16 protein-coding genes and 1 riboswitch are annotated in these 16,981 nt (G+C 71.9%); of the genes, 6 read left to right on the top strand and 10 right to left on the bottom strand.

Translation table 11 applies throughout. From position 1 onward, the window contains the following. Positions 1-24 precede the first annotated feature (24 nt). From hisG to ACIRGB_RS26240, 6 genes are read right to left on the bottom strand one after another with little or no spacing between them, the layout of a single operon-like run. Positions 25-882, bottom strand: a complete 858-nt coding sequence (gene hisG / locus ACIRGB_RS26265) for an ATP phosphoribosyltransferase (RefSeq protein WP_403869738.1) — start codon at positions 880-882, stop codon at positions 25-27. A 49-nt stretch (positions 883-931) separates the two neighbouring features. Then, entirely contained in the window at positions 932-1,204 is a 273-nt protein-coding gene (locus ACIRGB_RS26260) for a phosphoribosyl-ATP diphosphatase (RefSeq protein ID WP_011027788.1), read from the bottom strand. A 34-nt stretch (positions 1,205-1,238) separates the two neighbouring features. Beyond that, entirely contained in the window at positions 1,239-1,724 is a 486-nt protein-coding gene (ribH, locus tag ACIRGB_RS26255) for a 6,7-dimethyl-8-ribityllumazine synthase (RefSeq protein WP_403869734.1), read from the bottom strand. A 21-nt stretch (positions 1,725-1,745) separates the two neighbouring features. Then, complete coding sequence (locus ACIRGB_RS26250) at positions 1,746-3,035, bottom strand: bifunctional 3,4-dihydroxy-2-butanone-4-phosphate synthase/GTP cyclohydrolase II (RefSeq protein WP_403869731.1); 1,290 nt, start codon at positions 3,033-3,035, stop codon at positions 1,746-1,748. Next, positions 3,032-3,676: a nicotinamide riboside transporter PnuC gene (locus ACIRGB_RS26245; protein ID WP_403869728.1), complete on the bottom strand. Its 645-nt coding sequence runs from the start codon at positions 3,674-3,676 to the stop codon at positions 3,032-3,034. Before ACIRGB_RS26245 ends, ACIRGB_RS26250 begins: the two co-directional genes overlap by 4 nt. Beyond that, positions 3,673-4,275: a riboflavin synthase gene (locus tag ACIRGB_RS26240; protein ID WP_403869725.1), complete on the bottom strand. Its 603-nt coding sequence runs from the start codon at positions 4,273-4,275 to the stop codon at positions 3,673-3,675. The genes ACIRGB_RS26245 and ACIRGB_RS26240 overlap by 4 nt, the downstream gene beginning before the upstream one ends. Before the next feature lie 148 nt (positions 4,276-4,423). Beyond that, a riboswitch (FMN riboswitch) is annotated at positions 4,424-4,554 on the bottom strand. Positions 4,555-4,769: 215 nt separating this feature from the next. On the opposite strand from ACIRGB_RS26240, the gene ACIRGB_RS26235 reads away from it, so the two are divergent. Together ACIRGB_RS26235 and ACIRGB_RS26230 are read left to right on the top strand one after the other, a co-directional pair. After that, positions 4,770-7,145: a chitinase C-terminal domain-containing protein gene (locus ACIRGB_RS26235; protein ID WP_403869722.1), complete on the top strand. Its 2,376-nt coding sequence runs from the start codon at positions 4,770-4,772 to the stop codon at positions 7,143-7,145. Between the two features lie 182 nt (positions 7,146-7,327). Continuing rightward, a complete protein-coding gene (locus ACIRGB_RS26230) occupies positions 7,328-7,762 on the top strand; it encodes a hypothetical protein (protein WP_403869719.1) in 435 nt (144 codons plus the stop codon). 208 nt (positions 7,763-7,970) lie between these two features. On the opposite strand, the gene ACIRGB_RS26225 is transcribed toward ACIRGB_RS26230, so the two are convergent. Further along, positions 7,971-9,170, bottom strand: a complete 1,200-nt coding sequence (locus tag ACIRGB_RS26225; protein WP_403869716.1) for an ROK family transcriptional regulator — start codon at positions 9,168-9,170, stop codon at positions 7,971-7,973. Between the two features lie 113 nt (positions 9,171-9,283). Here ACIRGB_RS26225 and ACIRGB_RS26220 point away from each other — a divergent pair, with 113 nt between their 5' ends. Beyond that, positions 9,284-10,495 carry an MFS transporter gene (locus ACIRGB_RS26220; protein WP_403869714.1) on the top strand — a complete coding sequence of 404 codons (1,212 nt, stop codon included), beginning with the start codon at positions 9,284-9,286 and terminating at the stop codon, positions 10,493-10,495. Here the strand turns inward: ACIRGB_RS26220 and ACIRGB_RS26215 are convergent. Beyond that, entirely contained in the window at positions 10,455-10,913 is a 459-nt protein-coding gene (locus tag ACIRGB_RS26215) for a thioesterase family protein (protein ID WP_356365051.1), read from the bottom strand. The two genes, ACIRGB_RS26220 and ACIRGB_RS26215, sit on opposite strands and share 41 nt — an antisense overlap. Before the next feature lie 168 nt (positions 10,914-11,081). Between ACIRGB_RS26215 and ACIRGB_RS26210 the strand changes: the two genes are divergently transcribed. The 3 genes from ACIRGB_RS26210 to ACIRGB_RS26200 all read left to right on the top strand — a co-directional run bounded on the left by ACIRGB_RS26210 (position 11,082) and on the right by ACIRGB_RS26200 (position 14,409). Then, positions 11,082-12,509 (top strand): uracil-xanthine permease family protein, encoded by a 1,428-nt coding sequence (locus tag ACIRGB_RS26210; RefSeq protein ID WP_403869711.1) that lies wholly within the window; start codon positions 11,082-11,084, stop codon positions 12,507-12,509. Between the two features lie 121 nt (positions 12,510-12,630). Beyond that, positions 12,631-13,326 carry a DUF5995 family protein gene (locus tag ACIRGB_RS26205; protein ID WP_403869708.1) on the top strand — a complete coding sequence of 232 codons (696 nt, stop codon included), beginning with the start codon at positions 12,631-12,633 and terminating at the stop codon, positions 13,324-13,326. A 150-nt stretch (positions 13,327-13,476) separates the two neighbouring features. Continuing rightward, the gene (locus tag ACIRGB_RS26200; RefSeq protein WP_403869705.1) at positions 13,477-14,409 is read left to right on the top strand and encodes an LLM class F420-dependent oxidoreductase; all 933 of its coding nucleotides are present in this window, start codon (positions 13,477-13,479) and stop codon (positions 14,407-14,409) included. Between the two features lie 18 nt (positions 14,410-14,427). Here the strand turns inward: ACIRGB_RS26200 and ACIRGB_RS26195 are convergent, their stop codons facing one another. Next, positions 14,428-16,125, bottom strand: a complete 1,698-nt coding sequence (locus ACIRGB_RS26195) for a flavin monoamine oxidase family protein (RefSeq protein WP_403869702.1) — start codon at positions 16,123-16,125, stop codon at positions 14,428-14,430. Positions 16,126-16,189: 64 nt separating this feature from the next. Beyond that, positions 16,190-16,978, bottom strand: coding sequence for a carbon-nitrogen hydrolase family protein (locus ACIRGB_RS26190; protein ID WP_403869699.1), 789 nt, complete (start codon positions 16,976-16,978; stop codon positions 16,190-16,192). Between the last annotated feature and the right edge of the window lie 3 nt (positions 16,979-16,981).

Raw genomic sequence — 16,981 nt, 5'->3', positions numbered from 1 at the left:
TCGTGCTCCGGGAGGGCGAAAGGGTCAGAGCCGGCAGGCGTGGATGGCCGTGGTCAGGATGGCCCGGGCGCCGATCTCGTACAGGTCGTCCATGATCCGCTGGGCCTCCTTGGCCGGGACCATCGCGCGGACGGCGACCCAGCCCTCGTTGTGCAGCGGGGACACGGTCGGCGACTCCAGGCCGGGAGTGAGGGCGACGGCCTTCTCCAGCTGCTCCACCCGGCAGTCGTAGTCCATCATCACGTACGTCCGGGCCACCAGGACGCCCTGGAGGCGGCGCAGGAACTGCTGGACCTTGGGCTCGGTGGTGTCGTCGGGCTCCGCGTCCGAGCGGCGGATGACGATGGCCTCGGACTTCATGATGGGCTCGCCGAAGACCTCCAGGCCCGCGTTGCGCAGGGAGGTGCCGGTCTCGACGACGTCCGCGATGACCTCGGCGACGCCGAGTTCGATGGCGGTCTCGACGGCGCCGTCGAGGTGGACGACGGAGGCGTCGACGCCCTGCTCGGCGAGGTGGGCGGCGACGATGCCCTCGTAGGAGGTGGCGACGGTGCGGCCCTTGAGGTCCGTGACGCCGTTCGCGGTGCCCGGCTTGCCGGCGAAGCGGAAGGTGGAGCGGGCGAAGCCGAGCGGGAGGATCTCCTCGGCGTCGGCGCCGGAGTCGATCAGCAGGTCGCGGCCGGTGATGCCGATGTCGAGCTTGCCGGAGGAGACGTAGATCGCGATGTCGCGGGGGCGGAGGTAGAAGAACTCGACCTCGTTGGTCGGGTCGACGATCCGCAGTTCCTTGGCCTCGCGGCGCTGCTGGTAGCCGGCCTCATGCAGCATCTCCCCCGCGGGGCCTGACAGGGAACCCTTGTTGGGGACGGCGATGCGCAGCATGAGGTCGGCTTCCTTTGCGTGAAGGGGTGGGGAAAGGGGGTGCGGTGGCTTACAGGTGGGCGTAGACGTCGTCCAGCGAGATGCCGCGGGCGACCATCATCACCTGGACGTGGTACAGCAGCTGGGAGATCTCCTCGGCCGCGGCGTCCTTGCCCTCATACTCGGCGGCCATCCAGACCTCGGCGGCCTCCTCGACGACCTTCTTGCCGATGGCATGGACCCCCTTGTCCACCAGTTCGGCGGTGCGGGAGGTGGCGGGGTCGCCGTTGGCGGCCTTGTGCTGGAGCTCGGTGAAGAGCTCCTCGAAAGTCTTCTTGGACATGGTGGCGCCCACTTTACGCGTAGTGCCGGCCGGCCTAACGCCATGGTTCGGATACCGAGCGGAGCGTGGCCGCCGTGGCGACGGCCGCGGTCACCGCCTCGTGTCCCTTGTCCTCGCTGGAGCCCTCGATGCCGGCCCGGTCCAGGGCCTGCTCCTCGGTGTCGCAGGTGAGGACGCCGAAGCCGACGGGGACGCCGGTCTCGACGGACACCTGGACCAGGCCCTGGGTGACGCCCTGGCACACGTAGTCGAAGTGGGGGGTGCCGCCGCGGATGACGACGCCGAGGGCGACGATCGCGTCGTAGCCGCGGCCCGCGAGGACCTTGGCGACCACCGGCAGCTCGAAGCTGCCGGGGACCCTGAGCAGGGTCGGCTCGTCGATGCCCAGTTCGTGCAGGGCGCGCAGGGCGCCGTCCACCAGTCCGTCCATCACCTTGTCGTGCCACTGCGACGCGATCACGGCGACCCTGAGGTCCCCGACGTTGCGTACGGTCAGTTCCGGTGCGCCCTTGCCGCTCACGTGTCTCCTCGTCGTGCTTGCTTACTGGTTGCCGCAGGTGGACACGGGGGTCGTGTCCAGCCAGGGCAGGTCGTGTCCCATCCGGTCCCGCTTGGTGCGCAGGTAGCGGAGGTTGTGCTCGCCGGCCTGGACGGGCATGGGCTCGCGGCCGTCGACCGTGATGCCGTGCCGTTCCAGGGCCTGGCTCTTGTCCGGGTTGTTGGTCATCAGGCGGACGGCGCGCACCCCGAGGTCCCGGAGGATCTGGGCGCCGGCGCCGTAGTCGCGGGCGTCGGCGGGCAGGCCGAGTTCCAGGTTGGCGTCGAGGGTGTCCCGGCCGCGCTCCTGGAGTTCGTAGGCGCGCAGCTTGGACATCAGGCCGATGCCGCGCCCTTCGTGGCCGCGCAGGTAGACGACGACTCCCCGGCCCTCGGCCTGGATGCGGTCCAGGGAGGCGTCGAGCTGGGGTCCGCAGTCGCAGCGCAGGGAGCCGAACACGTCGCCGGTGAGGCACTCGGAGTGCATGCGGACCAGGACGTCCTCGCCGTCGCCGAGGTCGCCGTGCACGAGGGCGATGTGCTCGACGCCGTCGACCGTGGAGCGGTAGCCGTACGCCGTGAACTCGCCGTGCCGGGTGGGCAGTCGGACCTCGGCCTCGCGGCGGACGGTGGGTTCCGCGCTGCGCCGGTAGGCGATGAGGTCCTCGATGGAGATGATCGTCAGGCCGTGCTTGCGGGCGAACGGGATCAGCTCGGGCAGCCGCAGCATGCGCCCGTCCTCACCGGCGATCTCCACGATGGCGCCGGCCGGGCGCAGTCCGGCGAGGCGGGCGAGGTCGACGGCGGCCTCGGTGTGCCCGTTGCGGACGAGCACGCCGCCGGGGCGGGCGCGCAGCGGGAAGACGTGCCCGGGGCGGACCAGGTCGCCGGGTTCGGCGGTGCCGCTCGCCAGGAGCCGGAGGGTGGTGGCGCGGTCCGCGGCGGAGATGCCGGTGCTGACGCCGTGGGCGGCGCCGGCGTCCACGGAGACGGTGAAGGCGGTCTTCATCGACTCGGTGTTGTCGTCGACCATCTGCGGGAGCCGGAGCCGGTCCAGTTCCTCGCCCTCCATGGGCGCGCAGATCAGGCCGCGGCACTCGGTCATCATGAAGGCAACGATCTCCTCGGTCGCCTTCTCGGCGGCGATGACGAGGTCGCCCTCGTTCTCGCGGTTCTCGTCGTCGACGACCACGACCGGGCGGCCGGCGGCGATGTCCGCGACGGCCCGCTCGACCGGGTCCAGGGAGAGGTCGTCGATGCCGTCGGGGCTGTAGAGGATGGGTGCCGTGCTCATGCGGGCGCTCCTTCCGGGAGGGGGCGGGCCGCGTTGCGCGAGCGCAGCCACCAGTCGCGCAGGCCCCACAGGACGAGCGCGCCGTAGAGGACGTAGACGAAGCCGGAGAAGGCGAAGCCGTTGGCGAAGTTCAGCGGGACGCCGACGAGGTCGACCAGCAGCCAGGCGAACCAGAACTCGACCATGCCGCGGGCCTGGGCGTACATGGCGACGACGGTGCCGACGAAGATGTACGCGTCCGGCCAGGGGTCCCAGGACAGAGTGGGGTAGGCGGTGAACAGGGCGCCCACCGCGAGGGTGCCGACGGCGGCCGCAGCGGCCAGCGCACCGCGCTCGCGCCAGGTGGCGAACCGTACGGCGACGGAGCCGTCCTGGGACTGCTGCCGGCCGCGGTTCCACTGCCAGAAGCCCCAGGCGGCGACGACCATGACGACGATCTGCTTGCCCGCGCTGCCGGAGAGGTGGGCGGTGGCGAAGGCGGCGAAGAGGACGAGCCCGGAGAGGAACTGCACGGGCCAGGTCCAGATCGAGCGCCGCCAGCCGAGGGCGAGGCCGAGCAGACCGATCACGTTGCCGATCATGTCCGACCACTTGATGTGCTGGTCGAAGAGCGTGAACGCCTCGGAGTTGAGCCAGTTCACCGGGTGCCCCCCTGCGTGCCGAGCAGCCGCTCGACGTACTTGGCGATGACGTCGACCTCGAGGTTGACCGGGTCGCCGGGCTGCTTGATGCCGAGCGTGGTCAGGGCGAGGGTGGTGGGGATGAGGCTGACGGTGAAGAAGTCGGGTCCGGCGTCGACGACGGTGAGGCTGATGCCGTCGACGGTGATGGAGCCCTTCTCCACGACGTAGCGGGCGAGGTCGGCGGGCAGCGAGATCTTGACGATCTCCCAGTGCTCGGAGGGCTTGCGCTCCAGGATCTCGCCGGTGCCGTCGACGTGGCCCTGCACGATGTGGCCGCCGAGCCGGGCGCCGACGGCGGTGGGGCGCTCCAGGTTGACCCGGGAGCCGACGGCGAGGGCGCCGAGGCTGGAACGGTTCAGGGTCTCGGCCATCACGTCGGCGGTGAACTCGTCACCCTCGTGGTCGACGACCGTGAGGCAGACGCCGTTGACGGCGATGGAGTCGCCGTGGCGGGCTCCTTCGGTGACCGCGGGCCCGCGCAGGCGGAAGCGACAGGCGTCGTCGAGGGTCTCGACGGCGGTGATCTCGCCCAGCTCTTCGACGATTCCGGTGAACACTTCCCGGGTCCTCCTGCCTCTTCGGGCACGGACTCCGGGGCTGTCGGAACGACAGAGTCACGAACGAGGACACCGGGAGCGACGCCGGACGGGACGCGCCCCCGACGGGCACGCCCAGAAATCGGCGGCGCGCACCTGTGCTCGCCCGCCGCGCACTGCCTCCCATCCGGACTTTAACCGTCGGTCCAGGAATTTCACCTGGTCAACCGGTCGCTGGAGGCGACCGGGTCGCGGACTGTAACCGCCGGTTCGGACTTTCACCGACCCCGGAGTGCGCTGCTTCTGGTACAGGGCCAGTGTGCCACGACTGATCCCCGTCCATGCGGACGGAGTGTGTGGGGTGGCTCACAGAACACTCCGTCCGGGCCGCGATCCCTGTCGGACCCGCGCCAACTGGGCCGCCGTCCAGCCGCCTTGAGATTGGTCCATACCTATTGACCTACTGGTCTAGTCCTCTCTAGGGTCTGCGCAACTTCCGTGGAGAGGAACCGACTGTGCCTTCCCCGTCACGCTCCAGATCCCGCCGCAGAGCGGGGCCTGCCCTGTTCGCGGCCGTCGCCGCCGTCGCCGGACTCCTGCTCGCCGGCCTTCCCGCGACCGCCTCGCAGGCCGCCGCCCAGGACTCCTGCCGCCCCGACGGCCTCTACACGACGCCCGGCGCCGACGTCCCCTACTGCTCGGTCTACGACTCCGCGGGCCGGGAGAAGATGGGCGCCGACCACCCGCGCCGGGTGATCGGGTACTTCACCGGCTGGCGCACGGGCAAGGACGGCAAGCCGGCGTACCTCGCCTCGGACATCCCGTGGGACAAGGTCACCCACATCAACTACGCCTTCGCGCACGTCGACGGCGGCAACCGGCTCTCCGTCGGCTCGGACGGCGAGAAGAACGCGGCGACCGGCATGACCTGGCCCGGGGTCGCGGGCGCCGAGATGGACCCGGGCCTCCCCTACAAGGGCCACTTCAACCTGCTCAACAAGTTCAAGAAGCAGCACCCGGACGTCAAGACGATGATCTCGGTGGGCGGCTGGGCCGAGACGGGCGGCTATTTCGCGGACGACGGCTCGCGCGTGGACTCGGGCGGCTTCTACTCGATGGCCACCAAGGCGGACGGCTCGGTCAACCAGGCCGGCATCGACACCTTCGCCGACTCGGCGGTCGACTTCGTCCGGACGTACGGCTTCAACGGCGTCGACATCGACTACGAGTACCCGACGACGATGAAGGACGCGGGCAACCCGCTCGACTGGTCCCTCGCGAACGGCCGCCGGGCCGGGCTGGTCAAGGGCTACGCGGCGCTGATGAAGACGCTGCGCGAGAAGCTCGACCGCGCGGGCGCCGCGGACGGCAGGCACTACCTCCTCTCCGTCGCCGCGCCGTCCTCGGGTTACCTGCTGCGCGGCATGGAGACCTTCCAGGTCCAGAAGTACCTGGACTACGTCAACATCATGTCGTACGACCTGCACGGCGCCTGGAACGAGTACGTCGGCCCGAACGCCTCGCTCTTCGACGACGGCAAGGACGCCGAGCTGGCGGCCGCGGGCGTCTACGGCAGCGCGCAGTACGGCGGCATCGGCTACCTCAACACCGACTGGGCCTACCACTACTTCCGCGGCTCTATGCCGGCCGGCCGCATCAACATCGGCCTGCCGTACTACACCCGCGGCCACAAGAACGTCCAGGGCGGCACCGACGGCCTGTGGGGCAAGGCGTCCGCCTCCTCCTGTCCGGCGGGCTCGGGCCTGACCAAGTGCGGTGACGGCGCCGTCGGCATCGACAACCTCTGGCACGACCTCGACACGGGCGGCAAGGAGTCCCCGGCGGGCTCCAACCCGATGTGGCACGCCAAGAACCTGGAGAAGGGCATCGTCGGCGACTACGTCACCGACTACGGCTTCCCGGCGGACACGAAGCTGACCGGCACCTACGCCCGCAAGTACGACGCGACGCTGGTCGCCCCCTGGCTGTGGAACGCCGAGAAGAAGGTCTTCCTGTCCACCGAGGACGAGCAGTCGGTCGGGGCCAAGGCCGACTACGTGGTGGACCGCGGCATCGGCGGCACGATGATCTGGGAGCTGGCCGGCGACTACGGCTGGAACGCCGCCAAGGGCCAGTACGGGCCGGGCGACACCCTCACCTCGCTGATGTACGACAGGTTCAAGTCGGCCGCGCCGTACGGGGCGGAGAAGTCGAACGCGGACCTGCCGGCGGAGGCCGTCAACGTGGACGTGGAGTTCACGGACTTCAAGCTGGGCGACTCCAACTACCCGATCACGCCCAAGCTGCGGATCACGAACCACACCAAGACCGCGCTGCCGGGCGGCACGGAGTTCCGGTTCGACTACGGGACCTCGGCCCCGGGGAACGCCTCCGACCAGTCCGGTTTCGGCACCAAGGTCGTCAGCAGCGACCACACGGGCGGCAACGTGGGCGGCCTGAAGGGTGACTTCCACCGGGTGGCGCTGAAGCTCCCGGCGTGGCAGTCGCTGGCGCCCGGCGCGACCGTCGACCTGTCGTTCAACTACTACCTGCCCGTGTCGACCCCGTCGAACTGGACGGTGACGATCGGCGGCAAGGCGTACGCCCTGGCCGGCGACCTCGCCCGGGGCACGACCGAGGTGGACCCGGGGACACAGACGCCGACGCCCACGCCGACGCCGACGGGCACGCAGTCCCCGGGGCCGAGCCCGAGCCCGACGGGCGGCACCGGGCAGTGCGCCGCCCCGGCCTGGGACGCGGCCGCCTCGTACGGCGGTGGCATCACCGTGTCCCACCGGGGGCACACGTGGAAGTCCAAGTGGTGGACGAAGGGCGAGGAGCCCGGAACCACCGGCGAATGGGGTGTCTGGCAGGACCTCGGCTCCTGCTGACCCCACCCGAACGGGCCCGGCGGCGGTGACGAAGGCCCTTGCCCGCCGTCGGGTCCCCCTCGCGCCCTGCCGGGTTCCGGCAGGGCGCGAGGCAGCGCGGCCGTGGTGCAGGTGCCGCTCGCGGGGAAGGCTTACCGCGCGGTGGCGGTGCGGTTCGGCGGCGGGGAGGGCGGGCGGCGCGGATGAGCAGACGGACGGGGCTGCGGACGGGGCTGGGAGTGCTCGCGGGCGGCCAGGTGGCGCTGGGGCTGTGGGTCCTGCTGCTGCCGGAGCTGTTCTGGAAGTGGCCGTGGGTGTCGCACCTGCCGCCCTACAACGAACACCTGCTCCGGGACTTCGGCGGGGCGGGCCTCGCGCTCGCCGTGGTGCTGTGCGCGGCGGTGGCGACGATGGAGCGCCGCCTGGTACTGACCGCCCTGGTGGCCTACCTGGTCTCCTCCGTCGCCCACCTCCTGTTCCACGCCCGGCACCTGGAGCCCCTGTCGCCCGCGAGTGCGGCGGGCTTCATGGCCCTGCTGGGGACGGCGGTGCTGCTCCCGGCGGTACTGGTGTGGCTGGCGGCGGACCGCTCGGCGTTCCACGAGCCCGCCCCCGCGGGGCGACGGCCGGCTTCCTGAGCGCACCCCTTCCCCGGCCGTCGACGGCAGTGGACGCCCCGGTGCCACTCCCCCGCATGCCGCTCCACCGGGACGAGCGCCCGCGCGCCCCGAGCCCCCGGGTGGATTCCGCCTGACCTGCGGCGTGCGCCCCGCACCGCCCCGCCCGACGCGCCGAGGGCCGTCGCTCCGGGCAGCCGGTCGCCCCCCCCGCCCCGAGCGCCGCAGGCTACCGCTCCGGCGGTGCGAAGAGTTCGTCCTGCGCGCGGTCCCGCGCGGTCAGCAGCGCGCCGCGCAGTACCGCGCCGCCGCCCAGGGTGCTGGGCCGTACCTCCGTGGCCAGCGGGGACATCCGGGTGAGGCGGTGCTGGACGCGGTCGGCGAGGGCGGCGGCGCCGGCCTGGCCGACCTCACCGGCGAGGACCAGGCAGCCGGGGTCGAGGACGGAGACGACGGCGGCGGCGCCGAGGACGACCCGGTCGGCGAGCGCGTCGAGGAACCGCCCGGCGGCCGGGTCGCCCCCGGACACCGAGCGGCGTACCGCCTCCCGGACCAGCGCGGCCGCGTGCGGCTCGGGCCCGGTGGGCCGTGCCGTCACGCCGTGCTCCGCCGCGAGCGCGGCCACCGCCGCCGACCCGGCCACGGAGTGGAAGCCGCCGTCGCAGTCGGTGGCGGAGGGCAGGCCCGCGGTGCCCGGTACCGGCATGAAGCCGATCTCGCCCGCGCCCCCGGAGACGCCCCGGCGCAGGGTGCCGTCCAGGACGACGGCGGCGCCGATGCCGAGGCCGAGCCAGAGCAGGACGAAGGTCTCGCGGTCCCGGGCGGCGCCGTCGCGCTGTTCGGCCAGGGCGGCGAGGTTGGTCTCGTTCTCGACGCCGATCCGCGCCTCGGGGAACTTCTCCTGGAGCGCGGCCATCAGCAGGCGGTGCCACTCGGGCAGCCCGCTGGAGTCCCGGAGTTCGCCGCCGACCGGGTCGATCAGACCGGGCGCGCCGATGCCGACGGTGTGCGGCCGGTCGGCGCCGGCCTCCTTCACCGCGCGCTCGACCAGGCTCACCGCCCGCTCCACCGCGGGACCGGTGCCGGAGTGGTCGTCGATCGGCACCGAGCCCTCGGCGAGGACCCGGCCGAGCAGGTCGGAGACGAGCACGGCGACACCCCGGGTGCGTACGTCGAGGGCGGCGAGGTACGCGCGCTCGGCGACGATCCCGTAGAGCTTGGCGTTGGGGCCGCGGCGCTGCTCGCCGGACTCCCCCGCCACCTCGATCAGTCCGGAGGCGGTGAGGCGTTCGACGAGATCGGCGACGGTGGGCCGGGACAGGCCGGTCAGCTGCTTCAACTGCCCTGCCGTCAACGGTCCTTCCCGCTGGAGCAGGTGCAGGGCGAGCCGGTCGTTGATGGCCCGGGCGGTGCTCGGGGATGCGGGCATGCCGGGATCCTTCCAGATCGGCGGCGCGGGGGCCCACGCCGGTAACCCACTATCTATCAGGCAGGCTCCCTGATAGTTTACGCCGCGGAACGCAGGACACGGAGGGGTGGACCATGAGCACAGCGACCTACGGGCAACGCGAGGTGAAGCACGCCCGGTACGCCGTGGCGGCCGTCTTCGCCGTGCACGGCTCCGTCACCGGCTCGTTCGCGACCCGCGTGCCGTGGATCCAGGACCACGCCGGCGTGAGCGCGGGCCAGTTGGGGCTGGCGCTCGCCTTCCCCGCGCTCGGCGCGTCCCTCGCCATGCCGCTGGCCGGGAGCGTCAGCCACCGCTTCGGCGCCCGCACCGCCCTGCGCGGTCTGCTGGCCCTGTGGACGCTGGCGCTGGTCCTGCCCTCCCTCGCCCCGAACCTGCTCACCCTCTGCCTCGCCCTGTCCGTCTACGGCGCCACGGCGGGCATGTCGGACGTGGCGATGAACGCCCTGGGCGTGGAGATCGAGAACCGTCTCGACAAGTCGATCATGTCCGGGTTGCACGGCATGTGGAGCACGGGCGCGCTGATCGGTTCGGCGGCCGGTACGCTCGCCGCCCACCTGGGCACGGACGCCCGGACGCACCACCTCCTGGCCGCCGCGGTGCTGACCGTGGCGGGCCTGGTCGCCTGCACCTGGGTGCTGGACCTCCAGCCCGCCGAGGACGAGGATCCGCCGCCGCGCTTCGCGCTGCCGCCCAGGTCGGCGCTGCTGATCGGCGCGGTCGGGTTCTGCGCGGTGTTCGCGGAGGGCGCGAGCCTGGACTGGTCCGCGGTCTACCTGCGGGACGAGCTGGAGACCTCGGCCGGTCTGGCGGCGGCCTGCACGACGGGCTTCACGCTGACGATGGCGCTGGCCCGGCTCGCCGGTGACAAGGTGGTGGACCGGTTCGGCGCGGTGCGCACCGTCCGGGTGAGCGGTGTGCTGGCCGCGCTCGGCGGTCTGCTCGTGGTGGTCGGCGGCCATCCGGCGGTGGCGATGTCCGGTTTCGCGCTGATGGGCCTCGGCATCGCCGTGGTCGTCCCGCTGTGCTTCGCCGCGGCCGGCCGGGCCGGCTCCAACCCGAGCCTGGCCATCGCGGGCGTGGCCACCATCACGTACACCTCGGGCCTGGTCGCGCCGAGCGCCATCGGCGGTCTGGCCCAGGCGACCAGCCTGGTGGTGTCGTTCGGTCTGGTGACCCTGCTGGCCTGCTGCCTGGTGGTGTTCGCGCGGGTGCTGCGGTCCGGGGACCGGAACCCCCTGAAGATCAGTCCGCCGGTCGCAGAAGTGCCCGACCGGCAGTCCTGAACGCCTCGCTCCACGGCGCCGGGCGCAGCGTCCGGGAGTCCAGCCGGACCAGCACCCGGGTGCCGCGGGCGTAGGTGGTGGCGCCGTCCGCCGAGCAGAACCGGAAGCCGTAGGTCAGCCCGGTGGTGCCGAGCCGGTCCAGCCACAGGTGGACGGCGTACGTGCCCGGCCGGGTGACCGGCGCCTCGTAGCCGATCGTCAGTTCCCTGACCGCGTTGCAGGCGTCGCCGGCCGCCGCCCAGTCACCCTCGAACCGGACGCCGTACCCGGCCCACAGCTCCGTCCAGGCCCGCTCCACCATCACCGGGTAGCGGGCGTTGTGCAGCAGTCCGAGCGCGTCCAGGTCGTCGAAGTGGACGGTGACGGGGACGAGCCGGCCGTGGGACAGGGCGGGGGCGGTGGGGGCTTCGGCGGTCACGGGCGGGGCTCCTGGTCGTGCTCGGGTGTGCTCGGGTACGGCGCTTCCCCCTCATCCTAAGCGGACGCTCAGGATTCTCTTCGGGGAAGGGTGCAGGTCAACCGCACCGCCGGACACCCCTGACAATGGTCCGGACAGACCTCGGTACAGAGAAAGCGAAACCTCACCATGGACCTCGGCGTGCGTTGGAAGCTGCACGGGGACGGCAAGGTGCCGGCCCCCGGAGCGGTGGTCCGCCCCGACGAACGACTCTCCTGGCCCCGCACGGCCGGGCTGGGCGCCCAGCACGTGGTGGCCATGTTCGGGGCGTCGTTCGTGGCTCCGGTCCTGATGGGCCTGGACCCCAACCTCGCGATCATGATGTCGGGCGTGGCGACCGTCATCTTCCTGCTCGCCACCCGCGGCCGGGTGCCCAGCTACCTCGGCTGCTCGCTCTCCTTCGTCGGCGTCGCCGCGGTGATCCGGGCCCAGGGCGGCACCAGCGCCACGGTGACCGGCGCGGTCCTCGTCGTCGGAGTCGCGCTGTTCCTGGTGGGACTCGCCGTGCAGCGGTTCGGGGCGCGGATCATCCACGCCGCGATGCCGCCGATCGTCACCGGCGCGGTGGTGATGCTGATCGGCTTCAACCTGGCCCCGGTCACCGCCTCGACCTACTGGCCGCAGGACCAGTGGACGGCGCTGCTGGTGATGCTGTTCACCGGTCTGGCCGTGGTGTGCCTGCGCGGCTTCTGGTCCCGGATCGCGATCTTCCTGGGGCTGGTCTTCGGCTACCTGCTCTCCTGGGTCCTCGACCGGATCTTCGGCAAGATCCACTCGGTGGACGGCAGCGGCAAGCTCACCGACCACTGGCGCCTCGACTTCTCCGCCGTGGGCCAGGCCGACTGGATCGGGCTGCCGTCCTTCCACGGGCCGAGCTTCGAGTGGTCGGCGATCCTGGTCGCCCTGCCGGTCGTCATCGCGCTGATCGCGGAGAACGCCGGGCACGTCAAGGCGGTCGGCGAGATGACCGGCGACAATCTGGACGACAGGCTCGGCACGGCCATCTCCGCCGACGGCATCGGCTCGGTGCTCTCCACCGCCGTCGGCGGTCCGCCCAACACCACGTACTCCGAGAACATCGGCGTGATGGCCGCGACCCGGGTCTACTCGACGGCCGCCTACTGGGCCGCGGCGGGATTCGCCCTGCTCTTCGGCCTCTGCCCGAAGTTCGGCGCGGTCGTCGCCGCGATCCCCGGTGGCGTGCTCGGCGGCATCACCGTCATCCTCTACGGCATGATCGGCCTGCTCGGCGCCCAGATCTGGATCAACGCCAAGGTGGACCTGCGCAACCCGCTGAACCTGGTGCCGGCCGCCGCGGGCATCATCATCGGCGTCGGCAACGTCAGCATGGAGTTCACCGACACCTTCTCGCTGAGCGGCATCGCGCTCGGCACCCTGGTCGTCATCACCGGCTACCACGCGCTGCGCGCCTTCGCCCCGGCCCACCTCAAGACGCAGCAGCCGCTGCTCGACGAGGGCACGTCGTCGTACGACGCGACGTCCGATGCCGGTGACGGCGGCGGCGGTGACGGCGGGGCTCAGCGCGCCGGGTCGTAGCCGTACCGCACGGTCGGCCTGCTTCCCCCCTCCCTCGTGCGCGGCGGGCGCGTTCCCCCGTTCTGGGGAAGCGTCGGGCCCGCCGGCACGGCCGTCGGCCCAAAGCTGCGACGCTGCCGCCATGGCGCACTGCGAGCAAGTCCCGACGGCCGCCTCGACGGTGGACACCGTGCTGTCCCGGATGCGCGCCCTCGACACGGCGCTGCCGGCCCGGGACGGGATCGCGGTCTTCAACCGCGTCTACCTGGCCGTCACGGAGGCCGTCGACCGGCACATCGACGGCGGCCGGTTCTCGGACGCCGCGGCCGCGTCCACGCTGGACGTGCGGTTCGCGCAGCGCTACCTGGCCGCCGTGGACGCGGCGGCGGAGGACCGCCGTCCGCCCGCCTGCTGGCGCCCGCTGTTCCAGTTCCGCCGCCATCCCGGAGTACGGCCGCTGCAATTCGCGCTGGCGGGCATCAACGCGCACATCGGCCACGACCTCGCACTGGCCGTGGTGGACACCTGCCGTGCGCTCGGCTGCGAACCCGTCGAGCTGGAGGACGAGTTCGACCGCGTGGGCGATCTGCTCGTCTCGCTGGAGGAGCGCGTCCGCGACGAGCTGATGCCGGGCCCCGACCTCCTCCAGATCGCCGACCCGCTGACCCATCTGCTCGGCTCCTGGAGCCTGGAGCGCGCCCGCGAGGCCACTTGGGCGGCGGCGCGCGCGCTGTGGGCGCTGCGCCGGCTGCCGGACGTCGCCGGGGAGTTCGCCGAACGGCTGGACGCCGCGGTGGGCTTCGCGGGCCGCATGCTGCTCACCCCGCTGCCGGACTGATCCGGCCGGTTCTCCCGGTGTGCGCGACCGGTGTGCGCGACCGGTGTGCGCGACCGGCGTGCGTTCCCGGAACAACCCTGCGATCGCTGTACGTTGAAACTGGTGGGCACCATGGGCAACATCGCACCCGACTGCGAAGGAGCACCCGGTATGACGACCCGGCTCGGACTCGGCCTCCCCCAGATGCGGCAGTACGACATCGGCAAGGACGTCCCCGACGTGGCGCGCGCGGCGGAACGGACGGGTTACGAGAGCCTGTGGGTGTTCGAGCGCGCCCTGTTCCCCGAGCCCGCGACCCAGGGGCTGTACGGCATCGAGGGCCTGCCCTGGCCGGACACGTACCGGAGCGTGGCGGAGCCGCTGGTCACCCTCGCCCTCGCCGCCGCGGCCACCGAACGGGCCCGGCTGGGCACCAGCGTGCTGGTCGCCCCGCTGCACGTGCCGTTCCAGCTCGCCAAGACGCTGGCCACGCTGGACGCGGCGAGCGGCGGCCGGGTGGTGGCGGGCTTCGGCACCGGCTGGTCCCACGACGAGTACGCGGCGGCGTCCGTACGGCCGTTCGCCGAGCGCGGCGCCGCCCTCGACGAGCTGATCGGGGTGTGCCGGGCGGTGTGGGGTCCCGACCCGGTGGTGTACGACGGCGAGGTCACGAAGATCGCGTCCGCCGTGGTCGGCCCCAAACCCGCCCGGCCGATCCCCATCCTGCTGGCGGCGGGCGACAGCGGCCGGGCCCGGCGTCGTCTGGTCGACCACGCCGACGGCTGGCTGCCGACCGGCGTGGGGGCCGAGTCCGTCGCCGAGCAGTGGCGGCGGCTGCGGGAGCTGGCCGCCGAACGGGGCCGTACGGAACCGATCCGGACGGTGCTCCGCGTCAACACGCGCTACAGCGCGGCGAATTACGAGGGCCCCGACCGACGGCCCTTCCAGGGCGGCGTCGACCAGATCGTCGAGGACCTGGCCGCGCACGCCGAGATCGGCCTGGACGAGATCCTCATCGACGTGCAGAGCACCACGCGCGACGCCGAGGAACTCAAGGAAGTCGCCGCCCAGGTCTACGAGAAGGCGAGGGCGGCCGGAATTTAGGTCCCGGCCGCGGACCTGTTAGTCCTCGGGGAGTTCCACCGGTGCGATCTCCTCGTACAGGTCGCCCGGCCCGGGGTTGGTCGGGTCGGTCTCGCCGCCGAGGTGGTGCATGACGCCCCAGACCGCGTTCAGCGCGGTCTGGACGGCGCCCTCGGCCCAGCCGGCCGTCCAGGAGATGTCGTCGCCGGCGAGGAAGATGCCCCGCTTGTCCTCGGGCAGCCGGTCCTGCATGAAGTGGGTGAACAGGCGGCGCTGGTAGCGGTAGTGGCCCGGCAGGTTGGCCTTGAACGCGCCCATGAAGTAGGGCTCGTTCTCCCAGGAGACCGTCACCGGGTTGCCGATGATGTGCTTCCTGATGTCGACCTTCGGGTAGATCTCGCCGAGCGACTTCAGCATGACCTCCATCCGCTCGTTCGCGGACAGCGGCAGCCACTTCAGGCTGTCGTCGCACCAGGTGTAGGAGAGGCAGATGACGGCGGGCTTGTCCGGGCCGTCGTCGAGCAGGTAGGTGCCGCGGGTCATGCGGTCGGTGAGCGTCATCGACATGACGTCCCGGCCGGTCTCCTCGTCCTTGTCCAGCCAGAAGGGCCGGTCCACGGGCACGAAGAGCTTGCTGGACTCCATGTAGTGGGTGCGCTCGATCGCGGTCCAGTGGTCGATCGGGAAGAGCGAGTCGTCGCAGGCGATCTTCGAGAGCAGCATCCAGGACTGGGCGGTGAAGATCGCCGCCCGGTAGGTGCGGATGTCGCCGTCGGCGTCGGTCACGGTGATCCGGTTGCCGGCGGTGCGGTTGAGGCGGGTCACGGCCGGGCGGGGCTCGCCGTTCACGTGGAGGGACTTCAGCGAGGTGCCGTAGGGCCAGTGGACGATCTTCTCCGGCTCGCGCTCCCAGAGCCTGAGCGGCAGCTGCTGGGAGCCGCCGACGATGCCGCGGTGGTGGTCGTCGGCCTCGGTGTAGACGACGCGGAGGATCTCCAGGATGGAGTTGGGGAAGTCGGTGTCCCAGCCGCCGGTGCCGAAGCCGACCTGGCCGAAGATCTCGCGGTGCCGGAAGGACTTGAAGGCCTCGGAGTCGCACAGGAAGCCGTAGAAGGTCTGGTTGTCGAGCTTCTCGACCAGCTTCGCCCAGATCTCGCGGATCCGGGGGACGTCGCGCTCGCGCAGGGCGCGGTTCATGTCGGAGAAGTCGGCGCCCTCTTCGAGGCACTTCGCCCAGGCGTCGGCGACGTCCCGGTAGACCTGCGGCAGGTCGTCGAGCGTCTCGGCGTAGTGCGACTCGCCCTTGAGGTCGACGACCGTCGAGGGGGTCGCCTCGGCCAGCGGGTTGGGGAAGGCCCGGGTCTGCAGGCCCACCAGGTCGATGTAGTGCTGGAGTGCGGTGGAGGACGGCGGGAAGCGCATCGCGCCCATCTCGGCGGTCAGCGAGGGGTCGCAGCCGTCGAAGCCGACGGTGCGCAGGCGTCCGCCGATCCGGTCGGCCTCGTAGACGACGGGCCGCAGGCCCATCTTCATCAGCTCGTAGGCCGCCACGATGCCGGACAGGCCGCCGCCGATGACCGCGACCTCACTGCCGTGCTCGGTCGCGGGTATCTGGCCGAGTCCGGCGGGGTGGGCGAGGAAGTCGTCGTACGCGTACGGGAAGTCCGGCCCGAACATGGTGATCGGCGGCTGCTGCTCGTCGGCGTGCTCGATCGCGTTGGGCACGGTGGACGTCATGGGGTACGGACTCCTTGCACGGGTGAAACGGGGGGGGAACGGGGGCGGGACGCGTGGTCCGGGCTCAGGCGAGGGCGCCGTAGAGGCCGGGGCGGCGGTCCTTCAGATACGGGTTGGCCTCGCGCGAGGCGGCCAGGAGGGCGGGGTCGACGTCGGCGAGGAGCAGTTCCTCGGCCCGCCCGCCGCGGGCCCGGGCGATGCCGTCGGGCCCGGCGAGGGTGGACAGTCCGACGAACTCGAACTCGCCCTCGCGGCCGACGCGGTTGACGTAGGCGACGTACATCTGGTTCTCGAAGGCCCGCACCGGCACGACGGACTCGGCGACGAACTGGAACGGGTGCATCTGCGCGGTCGGGACGAGCAGCAGGTCGGTGCCGGCCAGGGCATGGGCGCGGACGTTTTCCGGGAACTCCACGTCGTAGCAGATCATCAGGCCGACGGTGACGCCGTCGAGCCGCGCCTGGACGACGGGCCGCTCCCCCGGTGTGAAGTGGTCGCGCTCGAAGCAGCCGAAGAGGTGGGTCTTGCGGTAGCCGGCCAGGCGGGTGCCGTCGGCGGAGATCAGCTGCACGGAGTTGAAGACGCGCTCGCCTTCCCGCTCCGGGTAGCCGTAGGCGATCGCGAGGCCGTGGCGCCCGGTGATCTCCGCGACGGCGTCGGCCGAGTCGCCGTCGGCGGGCTCGGCCAGGACGCCGACGCCGTCGCCGATGGCGTACCCGGTCAGGAACAGCTCGGAGGTGACGAGCAGCGCGGCCCCCGCGGCGGCGGCGCGGCCGGCGGCCTCGTCGAGGACCTTGAGGTTCTCGGCGGTGGAACCGGGGCGGCCGGAGCTCTGGAGCAGGGCGGTGCGCATGCG

Origin of the sequence: Streptomyces sp. NPDC102490, from assembly GCF_044765285.1 — a bacterium.
Taxonomy (GTDB): domain Bacteria; phylum Actinomycetota; class Actinomycetes; order Streptomycetales; family Streptomycetaceae; genus Streptomyces.
This window is presented reverse-complemented; position numbering and strand designations above follow the sequence as displayed.

What these genes read in the sequence shown, in the direction of transcription:
- ACIRGB_RS26210 (WP_403869711.1), top strand. Translation starts at nt 11,082, where the DNA reads ATGGACCTCGGCGTGCGTTGGAAGCTGCACGGGGACGGCAAGGTGCCG.
- ACIRGB_RS26260 (WP_011027788.1), bottom strand. Translation starts at nt 1,204, where the DNA reads ATGTCCAAGAAGACTTTCGAGGAGCTCTTCACCGAGCTCCAGCACAAG.
- hisG (WP_403869738.1), bottom strand. Translation starts at nt 882, where the DNA reads ATGCTGCGCATCGCCGTCCCCAACAAGGGTTCCCTGTCAGGCCCCGCG.
- ACIRGB_RS26225 (WP_403869716.1), bottom strand. Translation starts at nt 9,170, where the DNA reads ATGCCCGCATCCCCGAGCACCGCCCGGGCCATCAACGACCGGCTCGCC.
- ACIRGB_RS26230 (WP_403869719.1), top strand. Translation starts at nt 7,328, where the DNA reads ATGAGCAGACGGACGGGGCTGCGGACGGGGCTGGGAGTGCTCGCGGGC.
- ACIRGB_RS26190 (WP_403869699.1), bottom strand. Translation starts at nt 16,978, where the DNA reads ATGCGCACCGCCCTGCTCCAGAGCTCCGGCCGCCCCGGTTCCACCGCC.
- ACIRGB_RS26250 (WP_403869731.1), bottom strand. Translation starts at nt 3,035, where the DNA reads ATGAGCACGGCACCCATCCTCTACAGCCCCGACGGCATCGACGACCTC.
- ACIRGB_RS26220 (WP_403869714.1), top strand. Translation starts at nt 9,284, where the DNA reads ATGAGCACAGCGACCTACGGGCAACGCGAGGTGAAGCACGCCCGGTAC.
- ACIRGB_RS26195 (WP_403869702.1), bottom strand. Translation starts at nt 16,125, where the DNA reads ATGACGTCCACCGTGCCCAACGCGATCGAGCACGCCGACGAGCAGCAG.
- ACIRGB_RS26205 (WP_403869708.1), top strand. Translation starts at nt 12,631, where the DNA reads ATGGCGCACTGCGAGCAAGTCCCGACGGCCGCCTCGACGGTGGACACC.
- ACIRGB_RS26200 (WP_403869705.1), top strand. Translation starts at nt 13,477, where the DNA reads ATGACGACCCGGCTCGGACTCGGCCTCCCCCAGATGCGGCAGTACGAC.